The organism is Mycobacterium sp., from assembly GCF_035274705.1.
Classification (GTDB): Bacteria; Actinomycetota; Actinomycetes; order Mycobacteriales; family Mycobacteriaceae; genus Mycobacterium.
Window position 1 is genome coordinate 23,594 of the sequence record NZ_DATENY010000108.1, and the last position, 22,558, is coordinate 46,151.

At 66.1% G+C, this 22,558-nt stretch carries 19 protein-coding genes and 2 tRNA genes; 14 read left to right on the forward strand and 7 right to left on the reverse strand.

All coding sequences use genetic code 11. The features are described 5' to 3' along the window. Positions 1-87: 87 nt before the first annotated feature. Positions 88-2,085: a TPM domain-containing protein gene (locus VJV41_RS22525; protein ID WP_325337405.1), complete on the reverse strand. Its 1,998-nt coding sequence runs from the start codon at positions 2,083-2,085 to the stop codon at positions 88-90. Here VJV41_RS22525 and VJV41_RS22530 point away from each other — a divergent pair. From VJV41_RS22530 to VJV41_RS22540, 3 genes are read left to right on the forward strand one after another with little or no spacing between them, the layout of a single operon-like run. Continuing rightward, positions 2,084-3,376, forward strand: a complete 1,293-nt coding sequence (locus VJV41_RS22530; RefSeq protein WP_325337407.1) for a deoxyguanosinetriphosphate triphosphohydrolase — start codon at positions 2,084-2,086, stop codon at positions 3,374-3,376. The genes VJV41_RS22525 and VJV41_RS22530 overlap by 2 nt on opposite strands. Positions 3,377-3,407: 31 nt before the next feature. Beyond that, positions 3,408-5,324: a DNA primase gene (gene dnaG / locus VJV41_RS22535; RefSeq protein WP_325337409.1), complete on the forward strand. Its 1,917-nt coding sequence runs from the start codon at positions 3,408-3,410 to the stop codon at positions 5,322-5,324. Between the two features lie 60 nt (positions 5,325-5,384). Continuing rightward, positions 5,385-5,666: a DUF7155 family protein gene (locus VJV41_RS22540; protein WP_325337411.1), complete on the forward strand. Its 282-nt coding sequence runs from the start codon at positions 5,385-5,387 to the stop codon at positions 5,664-5,666. Positions 5,667-5,671: 5 nt separating this feature from the next. On the opposite strand, the gene VJV41_RS22545 is transcribed toward VJV41_RS22540, so the two are convergent. After that, positions 5,672-5,923, reverse strand: coding sequence for a hypothetical protein (locus VJV41_RS22545; RefSeq protein WP_325337447.1), 252 nt, complete (start codon positions 5,921-5,923; stop codon positions 5,672-5,674). 149 nt (positions 5,924-6,072) lie between these two features. On the opposite strand from VJV41_RS22545, the gene VJV41_RS22550 reads away from it, so the two are divergent. Next, positions 6,073-6,145: transfer RNA gene (locus VJV41_RS22550), tRNA-Asn, on the forward strand. Between the two features lie 71 nt (positions 6,146-6,216). Here VJV41_RS22550 and VJV41_RS22555 read toward each other — a convergent pair. After that, entirely contained in the window at positions 6,217-6,558 is a 342-nt protein-coding gene (locus VJV41_RS22555; protein ID WP_325337413.1) for a hypothetical protein, read from the reverse strand. 205 nt (positions 6,559-6,763) lie between these two features. Here VJV41_RS22555 and VJV41_RS22560 point away from each other — a divergent pair, with 205 nt between their 5' ends. The 3 genes from VJV41_RS22560 to VJV41_RS22570 all read left to right on the forward strand — a co-directional run bounded on the left by VJV41_RS22560 (position 6,764) and on the right by VJV41_RS22570 (position 10,163). Then, positions 6,764-9,001: a M4 family metallopeptidase gene (locus VJV41_RS22560; protein ID WP_325337415.1), complete on the forward strand. Its 2,238-nt coding sequence runs from the start codon at positions 6,764-6,766 to the stop codon at positions 8,999-9,001. Positions 9,002-9,218: 217 nt separating this feature from the next. Beyond that, a complete protein-coding gene (locus VJV41_RS22565) occupies positions 9,219-9,608 on the forward strand; it encodes a nuclear transport factor 2 family protein (RefSeq protein WP_325337417.1) in 390 nt (129 codons plus the stop codon). Positions 9,609-9,686: 78 nt separating this feature from the next. Continuing rightward, positions 9,687-10,163, forward strand: a complete 477-nt coding sequence (locus tag VJV41_RS22570; protein WP_325337419.1) for an LppP/LprE family lipoprotein — start codon at positions 9,687-9,689, stop codon at positions 10,161-10,163. A gap of 73 nt (positions 10,164-10,236) precedes the next feature. Here the strand turns inward: VJV41_RS22570 and VJV41_RS22575 are convergent, their stop codons facing one another. After that, positions 10,237-12,159, reverse strand: a complete 1,923-nt coding sequence (locus VJV41_RS22575; RefSeq protein ID WP_325337421.1) for an acyl-CoA dehydrogenase — start codon at positions 12,157-12,159, stop codon at positions 10,237-10,239. A gap of 99 nt (positions 12,160-12,258) precedes the next feature. Between VJV41_RS22575 and VJV41_RS22580 the strand changes: the two genes are divergently transcribed. Further along, entirely contained in the window at positions 12,259-12,993 is a 735-nt protein-coding gene (locus VJV41_RS22580) for a VIT1/CCC1 transporter family protein (RefSeq protein WP_325337423.1), read from the forward strand. Here the strand turns inward: VJV41_RS22580 and VJV41_RS22585 are convergent. Together VJV41_RS22585 and VJV41_RS22590 are read right to left on the reverse strand one after the other, a co-directional pair. After that, a complete protein-coding gene (locus VJV41_RS22585) occupies positions 12,990-14,210 on the reverse strand; it encodes an MFS transporter (protein ID WP_325337425.1) in 1,221 nt (406 codons plus the stop codon). The genes VJV41_RS22580 and VJV41_RS22585 overlap by 4 nt on opposite strands. A 23-nt stretch (positions 14,211-14,233) precedes the next feature. Further along, positions 14,234-14,671 carry a MarR family winged helix-turn-helix transcriptional regulator gene (locus VJV41_RS22590; protein ID WP_325337427.1) on the reverse strand — a complete coding sequence of 146 codons (438 nt, stop codon included), beginning with the start codon at positions 14,669-14,671 and terminating at the stop codon, positions 14,234-14,236. Positions 14,672-14,779: 108 nt separating this feature from the next. Between VJV41_RS22590 and VJV41_RS22595 the strand changes: the two genes are divergently transcribed. The 6 genes from VJV41_RS22595 (at position 14,780) to VJV41_RS22620 (ending at position 22,123) form a co-directional block, all read left to right on the forward strand. After that, positions 14,780-16,813 (forward strand): ATP-binding cassette domain-containing protein, encoded by a 2,034-nt coding sequence (locus VJV41_RS22595; RefSeq protein WP_325337429.1) that lies wholly within the window; start codon positions 14,780-14,782, stop codon positions 16,811-16,813. After that, positions 16,810-17,643 (forward strand): energy-coupling factor transporter transmembrane protein EcfT, encoded by an 834-nt coding sequence (locus VJV41_RS22600; protein ID WP_325337431.1) that lies wholly within the window; start codon positions 16,810-16,812, stop codon positions 17,641-17,643. The genes VJV41_RS22595 and VJV41_RS22600 overlap by 4 nt, the downstream gene beginning before the upstream one ends. Positions 17,644-18,200: 557 nt before the next feature. Continuing rightward, positions 18,201-19,718 (forward strand): TldD/PmbA family protein, encoded by a 1,518-nt coding sequence (locus VJV41_RS22605; protein ID WP_325337433.1) that lies wholly within the window; start codon positions 18,201-18,203, stop codon positions 19,716-19,718. Between the two features lie 3 nt (positions 19,719-19,721). Then, the gene (locus VJV41_RS22610; protein ID WP_325337435.1) at positions 19,722-21,095 is read left to right on the forward strand and encodes a metallopeptidase TldD-related protein; all 1,374 of its coding nucleotides are present in this window, start codon (positions 19,722-19,724) and stop codon (positions 21,093-21,095) included. Positions 21,096-21,102: 7 nt separating this feature from the next. Then, positions 21,103-21,948, forward strand: a complete 846-nt coding sequence (locus VJV41_RS22615) for a carboxymuconolactone decarboxylase family protein (protein ID WP_325337437.1) — start codon at positions 21,103-21,105, stop codon at positions 21,946-21,948. 101 nt (positions 21,949-22,049) lie between these two features. Then, positions 22,050-22,123 (forward strand) — tRNA-Ile (locus VJV41_RS22620). A gap of 16 nt (positions 22,124-22,139) precedes the next feature. Here the strand turns inward: VJV41_RS22620 and VJV41_RS22625 are convergent. Then, on the reverse strand, positions 22,140-22,558 hold a 419-nt coding region (locus VJV41_RS22625), incomplete at its 5' end, for a tyrosine-type recombinase/integrase (protein WP_325337439.1).

Below are 22,558 nucleotides of genomic sequence, written 5' to 3' on the forward strand. Positions count from 1 at the left end.
CGCGCGGAGGCGCTTCGGGGAAGGGTGCCTTCTCGAAACCGTCAACATGTGCTGACGGTCCGCGAAAGGGTCCGTGTTACGGAGGGTCTAGAAGCGGCCGCCGCCGCCACCGCCCCAACCGCCGCCGGACGATCCCGAGCCGCCGAACGATGTCGAGCTCCAACCGCCGCCCATGCTGCCACCGATCCCGCCGCGCAGTGCTCCGCTCAAGATGTTGCCGATGATGATGCCTCCGATCACCGCACCCATATTGGAACCGCCGCCACTGCCATACCGCGAGGTGTAACTCCGTTGCGCCGCAGTCACATCGGCGTTGGCCATCGATTGCGCCTGGTTGGCCAGCATCGCGGCGCCATTCGCGTGCGCGATGGCTTCGTTGAGGTCGACCGACTTGGTGTCCATGGCCGCTTGAAGTTGGCGCACGGCCTCGGCAAGCCGGGTGCGCGCCTCGGGACCGACGCTGCCGCGTCGCGTGTCGATGTAGTCGGACACCGCCCGCACCCTTGATTGTGCGGTGAACAGTGCCTGGTCGAACGTGCGGCTGAGCCGTTCGGCGGCCTCACGCTCCTCGGAAACCTCGGCGAGCAGCCGGTCGAGCTCGGCATCGGCCTGCGTCAACTGAGTGAACGCACCAAGTGGGTCGGCCGCACCGATGCTCTGCGCGTGCGTCACCGCCTTGACCGCGGCGTCGCGCGCGGCACCTAGTTCGGTTGCACGCGGCACGCCGCCTTGTGCAAGCTGATTGCCCGCCTGGTTGATCCCGTTCTGTAGGTCGGCGATGGCCGCTGGAAGCCTCGCTGCGGCGCTGTTGATGTCGGTCGCGGCGCTGTCGACGGCGTCGATGAGCATACGAGCTTGTCCCAGAGCCGATTCCGCGCCTCGGATAGAGTCCACGAGTCCGCTTTGGCGATCTGCGGGCCGTGCGACCAAGGTCCGGGCATTCGTGATGTTCTGGTCAGCGAACGCCAATCGTTGCTTGGCTGTTTCGACATTGCCTGCCACCGACGTCAGTGCCGAATCGGAAAACTGCTTGTGCAGCGCCGCGAGCGCCTGTTCGGACGGCGCGATCCTGGCGGTCAGATCGACCATCTGCTGCGTGAGCGTGTCCAACCGGGATGGGGCATTGATCACCAGATCTCGCAGCTGGTTGAACGCGTCACGTTGGGCGTCGAGCTCACGGTCGGCCTTGGCGGCGGCGACGATAACGCGGGTCAACAAATCACGCCTCTGCTGCGGTGACTCCGGAACCGCGTCGTCGAGAATCTGCCGTACGTTGAACGCTTGCGCGAGCGTGGTCTTCGCATTGGTGACGGCCTGACTGAACGGGGCGGTCTGCCCAGGGCCGAATTCCTCGACGGCCAAAACCAATTCGTTATCGCTGGTGCGCACGGCGTTGTCGACGTCGACGACGATCGACTTCGAGAGGTCGTCGAGGGCGTCGATTGGTACCGCGGCCAACGCATTCGGGTCGGCCGGATCCGCGCGGCGGGCCGCGGCGAACTCAGCCTCGCGCCGCTTGCGGCGGCGGCGCCGAGTCCACAGCCACATCAACAAGATCGCGACGGCCAGCACCCCGAACGCCACCACGAACCCGAACCACGAGATGCCTTTCCCGGACGATGTCGTCGTCCCGTTGAGCCCATCGGCGGCAGCTATGGCCGCACCTGCCCAGTCACCTTGGCGCAGTTTGGGTTCGATGTCGTTGGTGCGCAGCGACGTGACGTCGAAGCCACCCGGAGCGGTGGTGGGAGGCAGGAACGCGTAGGCGCGGTCCTCGGTGGCGACGGCGAGAATCGCGTCCTGGCCGCTGATATCGCTGAAGCTTTTCGTCTCCTGGGTCCAGGTGACGGCGCTCTTACCGGAAAACGTGTCGACATAGACGACCCACAACCGGATGTGCCGGTTGCTGTACAGCTTGTCGACCGCCTGCTGAACGTCGCTGAATTCCGAGCCGCTGAGCGCGTTCGCGCCGTCGGTGATGTAACTGGGCAGCCGGAACGGCGGTTTAGCAGCAGCGGTCGGCGCCAGCAGAGCGCCGACGGTCAGTACCGCCAGCACGAGGCCGAGCAAACGGGCGATGCGCATGGCCCACAATGTAGTACTGGCAGACTGTGCACCGGTGGCTGTAATTGGTGATCTATACGACGAGTTCGACCGGCAGCGTTTTGTGGTCGAGCCGCCTAAGGGTGCCGCACTGCCGGGCACCGACTCCGAACACCGCACCGACTTCGCCCGCGACCGGGCGCGAGTGCTGCACAGTGCCGCGTTGCGCCGGCTGGCCGACAAGACGCAGGTAGTAGGCCCCCGCCAAAGCGAGACGCCCCGCACACGCCTGACCCACTCGCTGGAGGTGGCGCAGATCGGCCGCGGCATGGCCATCGGGCTCGGCTGCGATCCTGACCTCGTCGACCTGGCCGGCCTGGCCCACGACATCGGGCATCCGCCCTATGGTCACAACGGCGAACGGGCCCTCGACGAAGTGGCCGCCGAGCACGGTGGCTTCGAAGGCAATGCACAGAACTTCCGCATCCTGACCCGCCTTGAGCCCAAAGTCCTTGGCCCCCAAGACCATAGCGCCGGGCTGAACCTTACCCGTGCAGCACTGGACGCCGTGACGAAGTACCCGTGGTGGCGCGGCGCGCAGAAGCGCAAGTTCGGCTTCTACGACGACGACGCCGCGGCGGCCGACTGGGTGCGCTCCGGCGCGCCGCAGCGCAGGCCCTGCCTGGAGGCCCAGGTGATGGACTGGGCCGACGACGTCGCCTACTCGGTCCACGACGTCGAGGACGGCGTCATCTCCGGCCGCATCGACATGCGGGTTCTGGCCGACGACGACGCGGCCGCGGTGCTCGGCCGTCTGGGGGAGTCCAGTGGAGTGGGCGCGGGACTGCGCGCCGACGACCTGGTGGCCGCCGCCGAGCGTCTGTCGAACCTGCCGGTGATCGCGGCCGTCGGGAAATACGACGCCACGCTCGCCGCGTCGGTCGCGCTGAAAAGGTTGACCAGCGAGCTGGTGGGCCGGTTCGCGTCGGCCGCGATCGCCGCGACTCGCGAGGCGGCGGGACCCGGTCCGCTGGTGCGCTACCAGGCCGAGCTGCGGGTACCGGAGTTGGTGCGGGCGGAGGTTGCGGTGCTGAAGATCCTGGCGCTGCAGTTCATCATGTCGGACCCGCGGCACTTGGAACTTCAGGCCCAGCAGCGGGAACGGATCCACCGCGTCGCCCAGTGGCTGCTGGCCGGAGCCCCGGCGACGCTCGATCCCATTTTCGTCCCGTCGTTCAACGACGCCGACGACGACGGGGCGCGACTGCGGGTCGTCGTCGACCAGATCGCGTCGTTCACCGAGGGGCGGCTCGAGCGTCTGGAACCCGCTTAGCCGGCCCGGCGCGCGCGCCTAGACTGAGCCGGTGGCCGGCCGCATCCCTGATCGCGATATCGCGGCCATTCGCGAACGCATTCGCATCGAGGACGTCGTCGGCGACTACGTGCAGCTTCGCCGCGCGGGTGCGGATTCGCTGAAGGGACTGTGCCCGTTCCACGATGAGAAGTCGCCGTCGTTTCACGTGCGGCCCAACCACGGCCACTTCCACTGCTTCGGCTGCGGCGAGGGCGGTGACGTCTACGCATTCGTGCAGAAGGTCGAGCACGTCAGCTTCGTCGAAGCCGTCGAACTGCTTGCCGATCGCGTCGGCTACACCGTCACCTACACCGGTGCGAGCGCGACGAATGTGCAGCGCGACCGCGGTAGCCGCAGCCGGCTGCTCGCCGCCAACGCCGCCGCCCAGGAGTTCTACGCGGAGGCGCTGCGGTCCGACGAGGCCGCACCGGCACGGCAGTATCTACTCGACCGGAACTTCGACGCCGAGGCCGCCGCGCACTTCGGCTGCGGGTTTGCGCCGTCGGGCTGGGAGTCGCTGACAAAGCATTTGCTGCGCAAGGGATTTGAGTTCAAGGAGCTAGAAGCGGCCGGGCTGTCGCGAGAGGGCCGCCGCGGCCCGATGGACCGCTTTCATCGCCGGCTGTTGTGGCCGATCCGGGCCGCCGGCGGTGAAGTGATCGGGTTCGGGGCGCGACGCATCTTCGACGACGACCAGATGGAAGCGAAGTACATCAACACCCCCGAGACCGTGCTCTACAAGAAGTCGTCGGTCCTGTTCGGCCTCGACATGGCCAAGCGCGATATCGCCAAGGGGCATCAGGCGGTGGTGGTCGAGGGCTACACCGATGTGATGGCCATGCATCTGGCCGGGGTGACGACGGCCGTCGCGTCGTGCGGCACCGCGTTCGGCGATGAGCATCTGTCGATGCTGCGGCGACTCATGATGGACGACAACTTCTTTCGCGGCGAGCTGATCTACGTGTTCGACGGCGATGCGGCCGGACGCGCCGCGGCGGTCAAGGCGTTCGAAGGCGAACAGAACCTTGCCGGACAGTCGTTCGTCGCCGTGGCGGACGAGGGGATGGATCCGTGCGATCTGCGGTTGAAGTCCGGTGACGGAGCGCTGCGCGATCTGGTGGCGCGCCGGACACCGTTGTTCGAATTCGCCATTCGCACCGCACTTGCCGACCACGACCTCGACAGCGCGGAAGGCAGAGTGTCGGCGTTGCGCCGATGCGTGCCGATGGTGGCGGGCATCAAGGACAGCATGTTGCGCGACGAGTACGCCCGCCGGCTGGCCGGATGGGTGGGCTGGGCCGACGTCGCCCAGGTCATCGGCCGGGTGCGTGAGGAGGCGCAGAAGCGCGGCATGCCCGACCGAAGCAAGCGGCGGACGGCTGGCCTCTCGGGAGCCGGGACCCTTTCCGCCGAAGTAACGGTCAAGCAGCAGCGGCCCGATCCTGCCGATCCAACACTGTGGCCGCAGCGGGAGGCGCTGAAGTCGGCGCTGCAATATCCCGCTGTCGCCGGGCCGGTTTTCGACTCGCTGACGGTGGAGAGCTTCACTCATCCCGGATACGCCGCGGTTCGGGCGGCCATCGATGCGGCCGGCGGGACGTCGGCGGGCCATTCGGGTGCCCAATGGATCGAAGCCGTGCGTGAGCAGACCGCGTCGCCCGCGGGCGCCGGCCTGGTCAACGAGTTGGGTGTGGAGGCCATCAACGTCGACGACGAGAGACTGCCGCGCTACATCGGTGGGGTACTCGCGCGGCTGCAGGAAGTGTGGGTCGGTCGCCAGATCGCCGAGGTGAAGTCCAAGCTGCAGCGCATGTCGCCGGTGGAACAAGGCGACGAATACCACGCGTTGTTCGGTGATCTGGTCGCGATGGAGGCCTATCGCCGCAGCCTTCTCGAGCAGGCCAGCGGCGACGACCTTACTGCGTAAATGCGCTAAGCAGGTTATGGTGTATGGGCTGTCGGGGCAACCGAGAAGAGAGACGAGCTGATGACCATTCGAACTCGGCTGATCGCCGGTGCGTTCGTGGCCGCCGGTGTGGCCGTCCCGCTCTATGCCGCAACTGTGACGTTGGATGCGCCGCAGGTCAGCGCGCAGCCCGCATGCCTGGCGTGGTTCGGCAACAAGGAAGACGGCAAGTGCTTGTCGTACTCGAACGGCCAGCCCGTCTACGTCGGAACGCCGGTGTTCAATGGCGGCAACGGTCCTGACGCCGGTTGGAGCAGCGGGCCGCTGCTGCCCGGCACCACGATCAATCAGGGCATCGGCTAGGCCCGCTAGCCCTGCTTTTTGGCCGTCGTCCCCGGTGCCAGCACCGAGGTGTCGGAGTCAATGGGCGTCAGCGTGACCAGCGCCGGGTCGGGCGATACCCGGTCAGCGATCTTGCGTCGTCCCGCATCGATCACGGCCTTGGCGGCCGGACTTTCGGTGACCGCTTTGTATGTTCCGGCGATCTGCTCATATCGGCGCCTGCCCGCCTTCGAACCCAAGACGTAACCGACAGCCAATACGACGAGATACCGGATCACAGGACCCCTCCCAGACGACGGTGCGACGTGTTCCATCCTGCCTCACTCGCCGCGGTCCGTCCCAGGCGGCGGCGTATTGGCGAGCCGAACCGCACGTGCGCTAGAGTCATGCCTCGGCCCGCGGCACAATCAACGCTGCGGGAGGGCAATCCCCTGTAGCTCAATTGGCAGAGCATTCGGCTGTTAACCGAAGGGTTGCTGGTTCGAGTCCAGCCGGGGGAGCAAACAAAACTGTTTGCCCAAAATTGACGTGTTTATCAATATATTGGCGTCAACTCCTGGTAATTTGCCGCTCAGACCGCGGAGCACCTAGGGGGGACGACGTTGGCAGGTCGGCATCGCCGCGATTCGCCAGGGGCGTGCGCACAGTGGCTGCGCGTCGGCGCATTGACCGTCGGTCTGGGCGCCGCCGTTACCGCTGGCCAAGGTATCGCCACCGCTGCTCCCGCAGACACGACGGATTCCGCGCAGTCCACCAACACCGACAGCTCGGCCACAACCGAGACGACCGCCACCGGCGCAACCACCGCCGCCAGTGGGACGTCCGGCTCCTCATCGGCTTCTTCGGCATCGACGTCGTCATCGACGGGCCCTACCTCGACGGTGTCGGCCCAGCAGAACACCGGCGACAGCACGACTGCCGCTACCGAGACCGCAAAGAAATCAGAGCAGTCAACTGAGGCGAGCAGCGAAAGTGTAGTAACCGCAAAAGGATCCGATTCAACTGGCACGCGCGCGACGACGGCCGACGTAGAGACGACGAACAAGTCGGGCAGTGCGCACGACGCCACTACGGCGGACTCTGAGACCCGGACACCGGCCAGTCACGAGGCTGCCGCTGTGACCGCGCAGACGCTGTCCGTCCGGTCCGCCGCAACGCCCACGGTCAACGTCGCAACTCCAACCACCGTATCCATGGCCGTGCAGACGACTACCGCGGTCCAGACGACCGTGAAGACCATTGCCGCACAACCGCCTGCGGCCGCACCCGTGACCGTGGCCAGCATGGTCACCGACGTTCTGACATGGATCGGGTTGGGGCCGTTGGCGAACGGCCTGCCCGTCCCTGCCGCCCCGGTTTCCTCACTGGTGGAGGGGCTATGGCTGGCGGTGCGCGAAGCCGAGTACAGATTGAACAACCAGCGCCCCGTCGCGCAGCCCACCGTCTCGGGCCAGGGCCCCGATGGCACGGTCACCGGCCGCGTCAACGCCACCGACTATGACGACGGCACTATCACGCTTACGGTCTCGAGTGCACCCGAGCACGGCACTGTCGTCGTCGACGAGTCCGGAATCTTCACCTACACGCCCGATCCCGAGTGGGCGGCCACCGGCGGCACCGACAGCTTCACCATCACCGTCGACGACACCGTCGGCAACCCGCTACACGTCCATGGACTCCTCGGCCTCATCGGCCAAGCCGGGCCGACGTCGGCAACGGTCACCGTCAGCGTCTCACCCACCACGACGACGGCCGGCAGGACATCCACCGACACGACCGTCCGCACGACGGCCGACGCGGCGCAGTTCCTCAACGGGCTGGCCCCGATGCTGGGCGCCGCCACTGGTTTCGCCAGTCCCGACAACATCACGGTCCAACACGTGGGCACCACCCCTGGAGATGTTGCCGAGACGTTCTATCGCGTGCACGAAACCATCGATGGCATAACTGTTTTGGGCAGCGACGTGATCCTCGTGACCGACGCCAGGGGCACGGTTACCGGTCTGTTCAACAACCACGACGACCGCATCGCCGACACCGACATCACGCCCGACGCACGCCTCGACAACCCGGCAGAGGCGGTCGCGGTGGCGGCCACGGCTTACCTGGCTTCGACCACCGGGCAAACCGATCGCACGTCCGTCGCGGCGTTCGTCGCCTCGTCGACGTTCGATCCCGAGCTGGTCGTCTATGCACTCGACTCCGGCGCACCGCCGAGGCTGGCGTGGCGGGTTGTCGTCCAACCGTCCGACATCCCACAACAATTGGGCCTAACAGCTCCGGATCCCGGCGCCACGTATTTCGTCTACGCCAATGGCGCAGACGCTGGCACGGTGATCGTGGACACGCCCAACGTGCAGGCCCTGTCCACCACGACAACCGCCCGCGACGTGCTCGGGCAGACCCGCCAGATCAACGTCGTGGACACGACCGTCTGGTTCTTCTTCCACACCTCGGCGCTCAGCGATACCACCCGAAACATCGCGACGTATTGGACGTCCTACCAATTCTTCGGATGGGGCGCGCCGGTACTCCCCGGCAGCATCGTGAACCCGGGCTGGTTCGGCTGGGACGCCGCACCGGTCTCGGCACACGCAAATGAAGCAGCCGTGTACGACTACTACAAGGACGTGCTGGGCCTGACGTCCTTCAACGGGCTCGGTGCAGCGATCAACGTCAGCGTCGCATACAACCCGCACGCCACCTGGTCGGACTATTTCAGCGGGTACAACAACGCTTTCTGGGATCCGAGCAGGCAGCAGTTCGTATTCGGTAACGGCGGCGACCTCGAGGCCGCGCTGGACGTCGTCGGGCATGAGTTCACCCATGCCGTCGTGAGTTATGCCGTCGGTGACGGCGGCTCGGTTCTCGACTACGGGGAGTCCGGTGCACTCAACGAGGCCTTCGCCGACATCATGGGCAGTTTGATCGAAGGCAAATCCGGGACCGGCCGCTGGCTGATAGGCGAGGATTCACACTTCGCCGGCGGCGCGGTACGCAACCTCGCCAACCCATCGGCGATCACGACGGCATACGGGCCGTATCGCCAGACCTACGCCACCCGCTACACCGGAACGGGAGACGACGGCGGCGAGCACATCAACAGCACCATCTTCAGCCACGCCGCCTACGAGATGATGACCGATGCCGCCACAGCTTCGATCTCGCAACAGACGTGGGCGAAGGTCTTCTACCACGCTCTGTACCGCTTGAGCCCAGGCGCGACATTCGCCGACGGGCGAGCCGCCGTCCTCGATTCGGCCGACGCGTTGGGCTTCACCGCGGCCCAGCTCGACGCGATCGACCGCGCGTTCGACGATGTCGGCATCCCCGTCGGCGTGACGGTGTTGATCTGAGCGAGCGCACGAAATCTCTGACAGTGCAAGCACTTCTGTTTGCATTGGCAATGGCGCCAATTAATTTGTGCTGATTGCGCTTACCGCGCATTCCCCGGCGGCCGATAATCGACACGGCGGCGAACGGTCTGACTGATCGGGGGCCCGTACCGCGCGATTCCTCGACCGGCCACTCGTATCCCGGCCGAAATATCGGATACGCACGAAGGGGGTCAATATGTCGGAGCAGGACAACAAAGATGTCATCAAGAGGGGTTACGAAGCCTTTACCGCCGGTGACATGGACGCGGTGATGAACCTATTCGACGATGACATCGAATGGGTGCAGCCGGGCCAGAGCTCGGTCAGCGGGACCTTCCACGGCAAGACCGAAGTCATGGAGGAACTCGGGCGATTGGCCGAGAAATCACTGACAGTCAAGCTCAACCGACTGATCGCCGAGGGCGATACGGTCGTCGCTATCACCGAAGTGACCGCTGGCGGCGAGACCGGCGAGGACGCCGACGTCTTCACGGTTCGCGACGGCAAGACCGTCCGCGCAGAGATGCACGGGGATACGGCGTTGCTGGAGCGCGTGTACGGCAAGAAGCAGCTTGCGGCCGGTTAGTCGCGGCCCATTCCGGTCGGCCCGCCATCAGCCCGGTGGCGGGCCGACTGCTTTGGCGCCGTCCGTAAGCTCAGGGCCATGCGCCCTTTCCGGTTGATCGCCGTTCTGCTGTCCCTGGGCCTGATTGGGGCTGGCTGCGGATGGAGCCCGCCCAGTCCACCTCCCACCAGTTCGGCCGCCTGCACCCCGGCAGACGGGCCGAGCACAGACACCGTCGCCGCTGAGATCGCCAAGCTGCCCGCCGCGCAGTGGATGGAGGTGGTCAGCGGGCACACCGCCGACTGCAACCTGCACTGGGTCGTCGTCACCTCCGGCGACGCGTCGGACAGCCCGCAGCAGGTGTTGTTCTTCGACCGCAAGTCGCCGATCGGCACACCGACCCCGGACCCTCGGCCCTACATCACCATCACCGCGATGGGCAATGACACCGCGGCGGTGCAGTACCAATGGCGTCAAGGCCAAGACCCCGCGTGCTGCCCGACGGGCATCGCCACGGTCCGCTTCAAAATCGAGGACGGCAAGCTCAAGGCGCTCGACCCGATCCCGAACGGCTAGCCGCTTTTCCGGCGAGCAGACGCAAAGCGCGCCATTTTCTCGGCGTGTCGGGTCAGTTTGCGTCTGCTCGCGCTTACTCGTCGGGGATGTTCTCCGGGTGCAGCATCTCGGCGTAGCGCAGCTGCTCGGGTATGCCGAACCCGTCGACCAGCGTCTCGGCATACGGCCGCAGCGTGCGGCAGCGCTCGTTGATGCCGCGAGTGACGGCCTTGGCGCGTTCGGTCGACAGGAATCGATGTTCGATGAACCACGCCTTGTCGTCCTCGATCACCGACAACGCGTACAAATCGCACACCATGTCGAGGATTTTGCGCGCCTCGTCGTCTTCGCATGAGTCGATGCCGGCCACGAACGCTTCCAGGACGACGCGATCGATGTGCGCCTGCGCGGCGTGCAACACGTGATCCTGCACCGCATTGAACGCCTCGAACGCCGACATCTCCTTCGACTTGCCCTGCAGCCTGCGAGCGACCGTGGAGATCATGTACTCCTCGCGGTCCTCGAACATCTTGACCTGGGTACCGCGGTTGAAAAGGCTGCCCTCTTCTTCGTTGTCCTGCCGGGTGTCGAGGATGGTCTGCATGATCGTCTCTGCCGCAGTGCGTTTCACCACCTGAGTGCCGGCGAAATTGGCCGCGAACCGCACCCATTCCACCGGGCTCATGCCCTTGATGTCGTCGGCGTAGGCGGTCAGCAGCTCCTTGGCCACCAACTGGGTGAGCACGTGGTTGTCGCCCTCGAAGGTGGTGAACACATCGGTGTCGGCGCGCAGCGCGATCAACCGGTTCTCGGCGAGATAGCCTGCGCCGCCGCATGCTTCGCGGGCTTCCTGAATGGCGCGGGAGGCATGCCAGGTATTGGCGGCCTTCAGCCCGGCGGCACGCGCCTCCAGCTCACGTTGCTCCTCGGGATCGGGGTCTTCGGCGGTCTGCAGGTCATGGGTCTTGGCGACCAGCTCGTTCTGCGCGAACTGCAGCGCATACGACCGCGCGATCAGCGGGAACAACCGTCGTTGATGCACCAGATAGTCCATCAGCAGCACCTCGTGGTCATCGCCGGGTGCCTCGAACTGCCTGCGCTGCAACGCATATCGGGTCGCGATGTCGAGCGCCACCCGGGCTGCGGCGCCGGCGCTGCCGCCCACCGTCACCCGACCCCGAATCAGCGTGCCGAGCATCGTGAAGAACCGGCGGTTGGGGTTCTCGATCGGCGAGGAATACGTGCCGTCCTCCGCCACGTCGGCGTACTTGTTGAGCAGGTTTTCGCGCGGAACGCGAACGTGGTCGAACTGGATTCGGCCGTTGTCCACGCCGGGCAGCCCGCCCTTGTAGTGGCAGTCCGAGGTGGTGACGTCGGGGAGGTCGTTGCCATCCTCGTCACGGATGGGCACGACGAAACAGTGCACGCCGTGGCCGACTCCGTCAGGCGTGATCAGTTGGGCGAATACCGCTGCCACAGTTGCTGTTTCGGCGGCACCGCCGATGTAGTCCTTGCGCGCGGTTCGCGTGGGGGAGTCGATGACGAACTCTTGCGTCGCGGCGTCGTAGGTCGCGGTGGTTTCGATCGATTGCACGTCGCTGCCGTGGCCGGTCTCGGTCATCGCGAAGCAACCCAGCAGGTCCAGGTTGATGATCCGCTGCACATACGCCTGATGGTGGCGCTCGGTGCCGAGATTCTCGATCGCGCCGCCGAACAAGCCCCACTGCACGCCAGCCTTGACCATCAGCGACAGGTCGGACATCGCCAGCATCTCGATCTGGGTGACCGCCGCGCCGACATCGCCGTTGCCGCCGTGCTCCTTTTTGAACCCGTCCTCGGCGGCACCGTGCGCGGCCATGATCTTCAGCTGTTCCGCAACCTTGGTGCGGGCGATGACGGTGTTCGGCGTGTAATGCGGGCGGAAGACCTCGGTGGAGAGTTCTTCCCGCATCCGGTTCTTCACATCGCGCCAACGGCCGTCCAGCGTGTTGCGCAGATGCTCCGCAGTGGTGGTCATACCCGACGGTAGCCCGCTGCGCGCCCGCGCAAACTGTGATCTGGGAAACGTAGGCAAACCTCGCTAGACCAGGCGAAACCCGTAGCGTTGAATCGACGCATGACCGAGTCAGACGAGGCGCCGGTATCGCCGACCGGCATGCCGCACATTCCGGGTCATCGTCACTCCGACGTGTCCGGCGGCTGGCTGCGGGCCGCGACGTTCGGTGCGATGGACGGGCTCGTCAGCAACACCGCTTTGATCGCGGGCGTCGCGGCGAGCGCGAGCGCTCACACCGTCGTGCTCAGTGGTGTGGCAGGCCTGCTTGCCGGCGCATTCTCGATGGCGTTGGGGGAGTACACCTCGGTCAGCACCGCCAACGAGCAACTCGAAGCCGAGGTTCGGACGGAGCGGCGCGCCTTGAGCAAGCATCCCGAGGCGGAGAAGACCGAGCTGGTGTGGATGCTCGTGGAGATGGGCATGACGCCGGAAACCGCGGAGACGGCCTCCGAGGAGATCCACCGCGACGAAAACCGCGCGCTCGATGTGCATGTGACACAGGAGCTCGGGGTGAACCCGCGCGAGAAGCCCTCCCCGTGGGTTGCCGCCGGCTCCTCGTTCGTGATGTTCGCGATCGGCGCGATCGTCCCGTTGATTCCTTACCTTCTCGGGCTCGAATCCTTGTGGGCCGGCCTTGCGTGCGGCGGAGTCGGCCTGCTCATCGCCGGTGCCGTGGCCGCCAGGTTCACGCGCAAGCCGCCGTGGTGGGCGGGTTTGCGGCAGTTGGCATTCGGCGGGGTCGCGATCGCCGCGACCTATGCGGTCGGAACCCTCGTCGGCACCGTGACGACTTAGCTGTCGCTGCCGACGGTGACCGCGGTCGCCTGCTCGGTGAGCTCATCGAGTTCGGACTCCTCGACGTCTTCAATATCCAAGCCGACCAGATACTGCCGGGTGGCGAAAAGCACACCCGCGCCGAGCAGCACAGCCGCGGCGCCGACCCAGAACGGCAGGTGCACGCTGACCTGTTCGCCGAGCACACCGGCCAGCCACGGAGCCAGTGCCGCGCCCGCGAACCGCACGAAGCTGTACGCGGCCGAGGCCACACCTCGCTCGACGGGCGCCGCCTTCATCACCGTCTCGGTGATCAACGTGTTGTTGATGCCGATGAACAGGCCCGCCACGACCACGCACGTCGCCAGCACCGCCTTGTTGTCGGTGCCGACGGCCATCACCGCCAGCGTCGCCGTCATTGCGAGCAGATTGACCAACAGCGTGGGCACGGTACCGAAGCGGTGCTGCAGCCGCGGCGCGATGACCACCGAGGTGAACGCCAGCCCCACGCCCCAACCGAAGAAGATCAGGCCTATCTGATGCGCGCTCATGTCGAGCCGAAACGGTGTGAACGCCAGCAGTGTGAAGAAGCCAAAGTTGTACAGCAGCGCGGTGATTGCGACGCCGAGCAGACCGCGATGCCGCAGCGCGCGGAACGGATCGGCGAGCGACGTCGCACGCTCTGCGCGCGGCGTGGACGGCAGCAGGAACGCGGTGACGACGAGTGCGAATGCCATCAGCGCCGAGACGCCGAAGAACGGTCCGCGCCACGAGATCGAGCCGAGAACGCCGCCGACCAAAGGCCCGACGGCGATGCCAAGGCCGAGTGCTGCCTCGTACAGGATGATCGCCTGGGCCACCGACCCGCGAGCCGAGCTGACGATGGTGGCCAGCGCGGTCGCGATGAACAACGCGTTGCCGAGGCCCCACAATGCCCGCCACCCAACGATTTCCGCCACCGTGTCGGACATGCCGGCCAGACCTGCGCCGGCGATGATCACCAGCAGGCCCAGCAGCAGTGTGCGTTTGGCGCCGATCCGGCTCGCCACGACGCCGGTGATGAGCATGGCGACGCCCATCACCGCCATGTAACTGGTGAACAACAGCGACACCTGCGACGGCGACGCGTTGAGGTTGTCGGCGATCGGTTTGAGAATCGGGTCGACGAGTCCGATGCCCATGAACGCGACGACGCAGGCAAAAGCAACGGCCCAAACGGCCTTGGGTTGGTGCCACATAGCGTGCGGCTACTCCTTTTCGGTTATTTGGTGGTGGCGGGGGCGGCCGCGTCCTCCAGAAGGCGACGCAGCACGCGCACGGCGTCGCTCAGCGTCTGCCGGTCTGCGGCATCAAGCCGCTCCAGATACGGGTCGATGGCCGCGCCGCGGTCGACACGGACTTGTCTGAGCGTGTCGATGCCCTTCGGTGTGATGCGGATCAGCACTGCCCGCGCATCGTCGGGGTCGATGGTTCGCGACACCAGGCCGGCGTCCTCGAGACGGCGAACCTGGGTGGTCATCGTCGGTTGCGAGCAGTGGTCGAGGGCGGCGAGGTCGGAGATCCGCGCCGCACCCTGGTCCTCGATCGTGGACAGCAGCCGCGCCTGGGCAAAGCCAAGCGGCATCCGAACCCGTTGCGTGGCCATTCGATTGATGCGGGCCACCACGGACAGCAGATCAGCACCGAGCGTCGGGGACATGACTCCATAATTACATAGGTTCACTATGCGTATCAAACGACGCGGCCGGTGGCGCCGGTCACAGCGTGGTCGCAGGGGCTCTCGGCCGGCGGCTGGCAGAATCGAGAAATGACGGTGACCGGGGTGGGGAGCCGACGGCTGCAACCGGTCGAGCTGGCGCAAGCCTCGGTGATGGCAGCCCTTTGCGCGGCAACCGCGATCATTGCCGTCATCGTTCCGTTCGCGGCCGGACTCTCAATGCTGGGTACCGTGCCGATGGGGCTGCTGGCTTACCGCTACCGGTTGCGCGTATTGATCGCCGCGACGGTCGCAGGCGGCGTCATCGCGTTCCTGATCGCCGGCATGGGCGGATTCATGACGGTCCTCAACTGTGCTTACGTCGGCGGGCTGACCGGCATCGTCAAGCGTCGCGGACACGGCACACCGACGGTCTTCGTCAGCGCACTGGCCGCCGGAGCGGCGTTCGGCGTGGCTGTGGTGGCGGCCCTTGCCGTCTTCGCGCGGCTGCGCCACCTGCTGTTCGAATCGGTGACCGCCAACGTCAAGGGAACCGCCGCGATCCTCGCCCGCATCCCGGACATGCAGCCAGTCGCCGATCGGCTCAAGCGCGACTTCGCCACCGCTCTGGACTACTGGCCGTATCTGTTCTTCGGCATGTCTGTGCTGTCCATCATGATCGTCAGCCTGATCGGCTGGTGGGCGCTGTCACGCGTGATGTCACGACTGCTGGGCATTCCCGACGTGCACAAGCTCGAGTCGTCCACCGACACCGAACCGATCGAGCCTGTGCCGGCCCTGCTGGATGAGGTCCGCTTCCGCTACCCCAAGGCCGATCACGACGCACTCGGTCCCGTGTCGCTCCGCATCGAACCTGGTGAGCACATCGCGGTGACGGGCGCCAACGGCTCGGGCAAGACCACGCTGATGCTGATGTTGGCCGGGCGCGAACCCAGCTCCGGCACCATCGAGCGACCCGGAGCCGTCGGGCTCGGCCGGCTCGGCGGCACGGCGGTGATCATGCAGCACCCGGAGAGCCAGGTGCTGGGCACCCGCGTCGCCGACGACGTCGTCTGGGGACTGCCGCCCGGCAAGAACACCGACGTGCACCAGCTACTCAACGAGGTCGGTCTGGACGGATTGGCCGAACGCGACACGGGCGCACTGTCCGGCGGTGAGTTGCAACGGCTCGCGGTTGCGGCGGCGTTGGCGCGGGAGCCGTCGCTGCTCGTCGCCGACGAGGTCACCAGCATGGTGGACCAGGACGGACGCGAGGCGCTGATGTCGGTGCTGTCAGGGCTGACTCAGCACCATCGCATGTCACTGGTCCATATCACCCACTACAACACCGAGGCCGACGCCGCCGACCGCACGATCAACTTGACCGGCAATGGCGGAGCTGCCGACAACACCGAGATGGTGGAGACGGCAGCGGCGCCGGCCGCCACCGTAGCGCCGGGGCATGCCGCTGAGCGGCCGGTGCTCGAACTCAACGGTGTCGGCCATGAATACGGCAGTGGAACGCCTTGGGCGAAAACAGCTTTGCGTGACATCACCTTCAGCGTTCATGAGGGCGACGGCTTGTTGATCCACGGCCTGAACGGATCGGGCAAGTCGACTCTGGCATGGATCATGGCCGGCCTCACCGTGCCGACCGTCGGTGAGTGCTTACTCGACGGGGCGCCTGCGTCCGATCAGGTTGGCGCGGTGGCCATCTCGTTCCAGGCCGCGCGCCTGCAGTTGATGCGCAGCCGGGTAGACCTGGAAGTCGCTTCGGCCGCAGGGTTCTCGCTTCGTGATCGAGGCCGGGTGGTTAAGGCATTGTCGACCGTCGGCCTGGATCCGGCCCTGGCGAAGCGGCGCATCGATCAGCTCAGCGGCGGGCAGATGCGCCGGGTGGTTCTGGCCGGGCTGCTGGCTCGCTCGCCGCGTGCGCTCATCCTCGATGAGCCGCTGGCCGGCCTGGACGCCGCGAGCCAGCGCGGCCTGTTGCGATTGCTGGAGGACCTGCGACGACGCGCCGGCCTCACCATTGTCGTGATCTCCCACGACTTTTCGGGACTCGAGGACCTGTGCCCACGCACGCTGCACTTGCACGACGGAGTGCTCGAACCGGCGCCGACGACCGCGGGAGGGATGTCGTGACCGCGTCCGCGACCCAAAGGCAGCGCAAGCCCGTCGTCCTGCTGCGACCGGTTCCGGGCCCCAGCGTGATCCACGATCTGTGGGCCGGAACGAAACTCATCGTGGCGGCGGGTATCGGTGTGTTGCTGACCTTCTATCCGGGTTGGGTACCGATCGCGTTCGTCGCCGCGCTGGTGTTGGTGGCCGCACGGCTGGCTCGGATTCCGAGGGGCGTGCTCCCGTCGGTGCCGCGTTGGCTGTGGTTACTGCTGGTCCTCGGCGGTGTCACGGCGACGTTCGCCGGCGGCAGCCCGGTCATCAACTTCGGCTCGGTCGAAGTAGGGCTGGGCGGAGTGTTGAGCTTCGTGCAAATCACTGTGTTGTCGATCGTCTTGCTCGGCCTCGGTGCGATGGTGTCGTGGACGACCAACGTCGCCGAAATCGCCCCGGCGGTGGCAACGTTGGGGCGGCCGCTGCGGGCATTACGGTTACCGGTCGACGACTGGGCGGTGGCCTTGGCGTTGGCGTTGCGAGCGTTTCCGATGCTCATCGACGAGTTCCGGGTGCTCTATGCCGCCCGTCGGCTTCGGCCCAAACAGGTGCCCGTTACGCGCAGGGCCCGTCGCCGACGGCGAGCGTTGGAGGTCATCGACCTGCTCGCGGCGGCCATCGCGGTGGCGCTTCGGCGAGCCGACGAGATGGGCGATGCGATCACCGCCCGAGGTGGTGCAGGTCAGATCTCCGCGGCGCCGTCGAAGCCCAAACGCATTGACTGGGTCGCGCTTTCGATCGTCGTGTTGGTGTGCGCGGCGGCGCTGGCGCTGGAATTGACTCTGCTGGGAACACGTTAGGCACAGGCGCCAGACGTCGCACAGGATGCGTGCGCGAGAATCGCTGCGCAGACGAGCACTAGACTCTCCGCGCTCGTCAGCAATTGATGACGAGATCTGACGCAGTACGCACTAGACCCTTGGGATGTGAGTGCCTTGGGGCTCCGAGTGCAAGGCAAATCACGTCGACGTCGATCTCGGAGTTCTCAAGCAGACTGAGGCCCGCCTCCCAGCTCTGGCTACGACGACACGCATCACCTGAACGGCCCGAGAGGTTCGTCGAGTAGCGCGAGACGACGACGTGACGGCTGCGGGTTCTAACCCGACGCGCCGGCGAGTGGCGCTTTCGAACCAGTTGGTGCCGGGAATCGCGCCAACCTAGCAAGCGACAACATACTGATGGTGGCAAACAGCGGAAACGTTGTCGCTCGCTAGGCGGGCATTTCCCCCTCCCCAAGTCTGACTCAGTATCCCTATTCCTACTCGTAATTATCATTAGCGTCAATAGCAAACATTGCTAGCGCAAATACCGCGCTGGGCTGCGCTGCGGATCTCCGTCCCGCGATTACGGTGGTGACGTGACAGTGCACCGACCAGTCGATGCCGACTTTCTCGAGCTGCCTCGACATCAACTGGCCGACGCGGCGTTGTGTGCCGCAGTCGCCGCCGGTGCCAGCTACGCCGACTTGCGCATACACGGCGTCACGACAGAGATCGTGCAGTTGCGCGACGGCGAACTGGAGACCGCCGTCGTCAACCGTGAGATCGGGCTGGCGGTTCGGGTGATCGTCGACGGCACGTGGGGCTTCGCTTCCCATGCCGAACTGGATACGGCCGTGGCAGCAGACACGGCTAGGCGCGCTGTGGGAGTGGCTCTGGCGCTGGCACCGTTGAATGCCGAGCGCATCGAGCTGGCCGCCGAGCCCGTCTACTCCGATGTCAGTTGGGTCTCGGACTACCGGATCGACCCGTTCACGGTTCCGCAAGCCGACAAGATTGCGGTCCTCCAGGAGTACTCCGGACGGTTGTTGGCCTCCGACGGCGTTGACCACGTCTCGACGGCCCTGCATGCGGCGAAGGAGCAGACGTTCTATGCCGACACGTTCGGCTCCACGATCACCCAGCAGCGGGTGCGGGTGCAGCCCACCTTGGAAGCCGTGGCAGTGGACGCCGCGGCGGGCACCTTCGAGACGATGCGCACGCTGGCGCCGCCGACCGCGCGCGGCTGGGAGTATGCCGCGGGCGACGACGTGTGGAACTGGACCGACGAGCTGGCGCAGCTGCCGCCGCTGCTCGCCGAGAAAGCCAAGGCGCCGTCCGTGCAGGCCGGGCCCACGGACTTGGTGATCGATCCGTCGAATCTGTGGCTGACGATTCACGAATCGATCGGCCACGCCACCGAATACGACCGTGCCATCGGCTATGAAGCCGCCTACGCCGGGACATCGTTCGCGACGCCGGACAAGCTGGGATCTATGCGCTACGGCTCACCGGTGATGAACGTGACGGCGGACCGGACCGTCGAATATGGTTTGGCCACTGTTGGTTTCGACGACGAAGGGGTGCGGGCGCAAAGCTGGGATCTGGTGCGCGACGGCCTTTTCGTCGGCTATCAGCTGGATCGGGTGTTCGCGCCGCGGCTGGGGGTGGCCCGGTCTAACGGCTGTTCGTATGCCGACTCGCCGCATCATGTGCCGATTCAGCGGATGGCCAACGTATCGCTGCAACCGGGTCTTGATGACCTCAGCACGGAGGATCTCATCGGCCGCGTCGAGGACGGTCTTTATGTGGTCGGCGACAAATCGTGGTCAATCGATATGCAGCGCTACAACTTTCAGTTCACCGGGCAGCGGTTCTTCCGGATCCGCCACGGCGGGCTGGACGGCCAGGTGCGTGACGTCGCGTATCAGGCCACGACGACGGACTTCTGGGGATCGCTGGAAGCGATTGGCGGGCGGTCGACGTGGCGGCTCGGTGGAGCGTTCAACTGCGGCAAGGCCCAGCCCGGCCAGGTCGCCGCGGTGAGCCACGGTTGTCCGTCGGCGCTGTTCCGCGGCGTCAACGTGCTCAACACCCGTACCGAGGCGGGGCGGTAGTCGGTGATCGGCGCGCAGCAGGTCGTTGACATCGCGCTGGCCGCCGCCGGCAGGTTGGGTAAGGCCGACGAGACAATAGTGTTGGTGACCGATCGCGCGGACGCGGCGTTGCGATGGGCGGGCAATTCGATGACCACCAACGGTGAGTCGGTGAGCCGGCACACCACGGTGATTTCGATTGTGCGCCAAGACGCTAAGGCGCAAGTCGGTTCGGTGCGGTCCAGCGACGTCGACCCATCGGTCATCGCGGATCTCGTGTCCGCATCGCAGGAAGCGGCGATGTCCGCGCCCGAAGCCCGCGACAGCGCGCCGCCGCTGCCGGCTACCGATGTGCCGCCCGACTGGGATGAGCCGGTGGCAGTCACGGGGGCTGAGGTGTTCTCCGAGCTGGCCGGTCCTCTGGCACAAGGCTTTCGCGCCGCGGATCGGCTGTACGGGTACGCCCGGCACATCATGGAGACGACGTTCGTGGCCACGTCTGGTGGATTGCGGAGGCGATACACGCAGCCGACTGGTTCGGTGGAGATCAACGCCAAGCGTGACGGCGCCAGCGCCTGGGCGGGCGTCAGCACTCCGGATTTCGTTGATGTGCCGATCGATTCGCTGCTCGCTGAGCTTTCGAGGCGGCTGGGGTGGGCGCAGCGGACTATCGAACTGCCTGCGGGACGGTACGAGACGATCATGCCGCCGTCGACGGTGGCGGACATGATGATCTATCTGGCGTGGATGATGGACGGCCGCGGGGCGCACGAGGGGCGCACCGCATTGTCAGCTCCCGGCGGAGGCACGCGGGTAGGGGAGAAGCTGACCGATCTGCCGTTGACGCTGTACTCGGACCCGTCGGCTGGTGGGCTCGCGTGCACGCCGTTCGTCGCGGTGGCGACCTCGTCGGAGCGGGTGTCGGTGTTCGACAACGGCATGGATATCGGGCGGGTGGACTGGATCCGCGATGGGGTCATCAATGCGTTGGCCTATCCGCGGGCGGCGGCCGCCGAGTTCGGTGCGCCGGCGGCGGTGCCGGCGGACAACCTGTTGATGACGGGCGGCTCGGCGGGTCTTGAGGACATGATCGCGCGAACAGAGCGGGGTCTGCTGTTGACGACGCTGTGGTACATCCGCACGGTCGATCCTGCGGTGCTGCTGTTGACGGGGTTGACCCGCGACGGCGTGTATCTGGTCGAGGATGGCGAGGTCACCGCGGCGGTCAACAACTTCCGGTTCAACGAGAGCCCGCTGGATCTGTTGCGGCGGGCGACGCAGGCAGGCGTCAGCGAGGTGACGCTGCCGCGGGAATGGGGCGACTGGGCGACGAGGGCCGCGATGCCGTCGCTGAGGATCCCCGACTTTCACATGTCGTCGGTCAGCCAGGCGCAATAATCCATGGATGGCCGACACAGAAGTGCCCGGACGACTTGCTGGTCTCGTCGCATTGTCGTCGGGCGACGCGCGGCTTGACGCGCTGATCCGGTTGACATGCGGACGGGCGCTGGCGTTGCGGCCGTTGCCGGCAGAGGTTGACCTGGTCGACGGAACTTCGGATGACGAGGCGGTGGTGGCGGCCTTCGCCGAACAGTTCGCCGTCGACGTGACGGGAATCGGGGACCATCAGCGACGGCAATTTGCTGCGACGTTGGGCGACAGAGCTTTTCGCGTCGTCGTAGCGATCTACATCGCCGACTTCGTGCCGAGGGTGTGGGCCGGTCTCGACGCGCTGGGCCTGGGCAAGCCGGGCAATGGTGAGCCGATCGAGTGGGACCACGATGCGGATCCGGTGGAGGCGCTCTTGAACGGTTTCGTGTCTGCGGTGGCGCGTCTGCGCCAGCTGGACCCGGTGACGACGGAGGTCGTGCGGCTGCGCGGGGCGGCGCAGCACAACTGCCGGTTGTGTAAGTCGCTGCGGGACAGCACCGCGCTAGGGGCTGGCGGGTCGGAGGACCTGTACACCCAGATCGAGCACTACGAGTCAGCGGACGGTCTGACGGATGCGCAGAAGGCTGCGTTGCGCTATGTCGATGCGTTGATCTGGACGCCGTCGCGGATCGGTGCGGAGGTCGCCGCCGGGGTGCGGGAGCACTTCACCGAGGACGAGGCGTTCGAGCTGACACTGGACGTGATGCGAAACGCGTGTAACAAGATCGCCGTGGCGATGGGTGCCGATGCGCCGCGGGTGTCGGAGGGCACGGAAGAGTATCGGATCGACGAGCAGGGGCAGACGGTCTTCGCGAGCTAGCGGCCGGAGGTGCTAGTTCGTTTTGCCCGCCAGGCGGCGACTTTGTCGCCCGCTGGGCGGACAATCGCGTATGCGACCATGGTGCAGCGCAGATCACGCCTGGGGCGGTAGCTCAGTTGGTTAGAGCCGCGGACTCATAATCCGTTGGTCGCGGGTTCGAGCCCCGCCCGCCCCACTTCAGAGGCTATTTTTCAAGATCGTTCATCTTGAGTCATCGTTTTTTCATCGTTTATGCGGACCGTACGATCCAGCAGGTCGGCCACCTGGGTGTGGATTCGGCCGCGGGTCATATAGCGGTCTTGGGTCATGCTGACGTGGCTGTGGCCGAGATGATCGGCGCCGATTCGGGCGGATAGCCCTTCGTCGTCGATCAGGGTGGCGACGGTCTTGCGGAAGCTGTGGGCGGTGGCATCCGGGACGCCGAGCTCCTCTCGTACCGAGCGCCACAGCTTCAGGAAGTTGTTGGGATCGCGGAGGGTGCCGGCCGTGGACGGGAAGATGACGGTCTGCTCCCCGAGGTAGGGGAGATGCCGACGCTTCTGCAGCATCTCGACGGCGAACCGGGGCAGGGGAATGGTGCGGCGGCCGGCGGCTGACTTGGTCTCGTCGA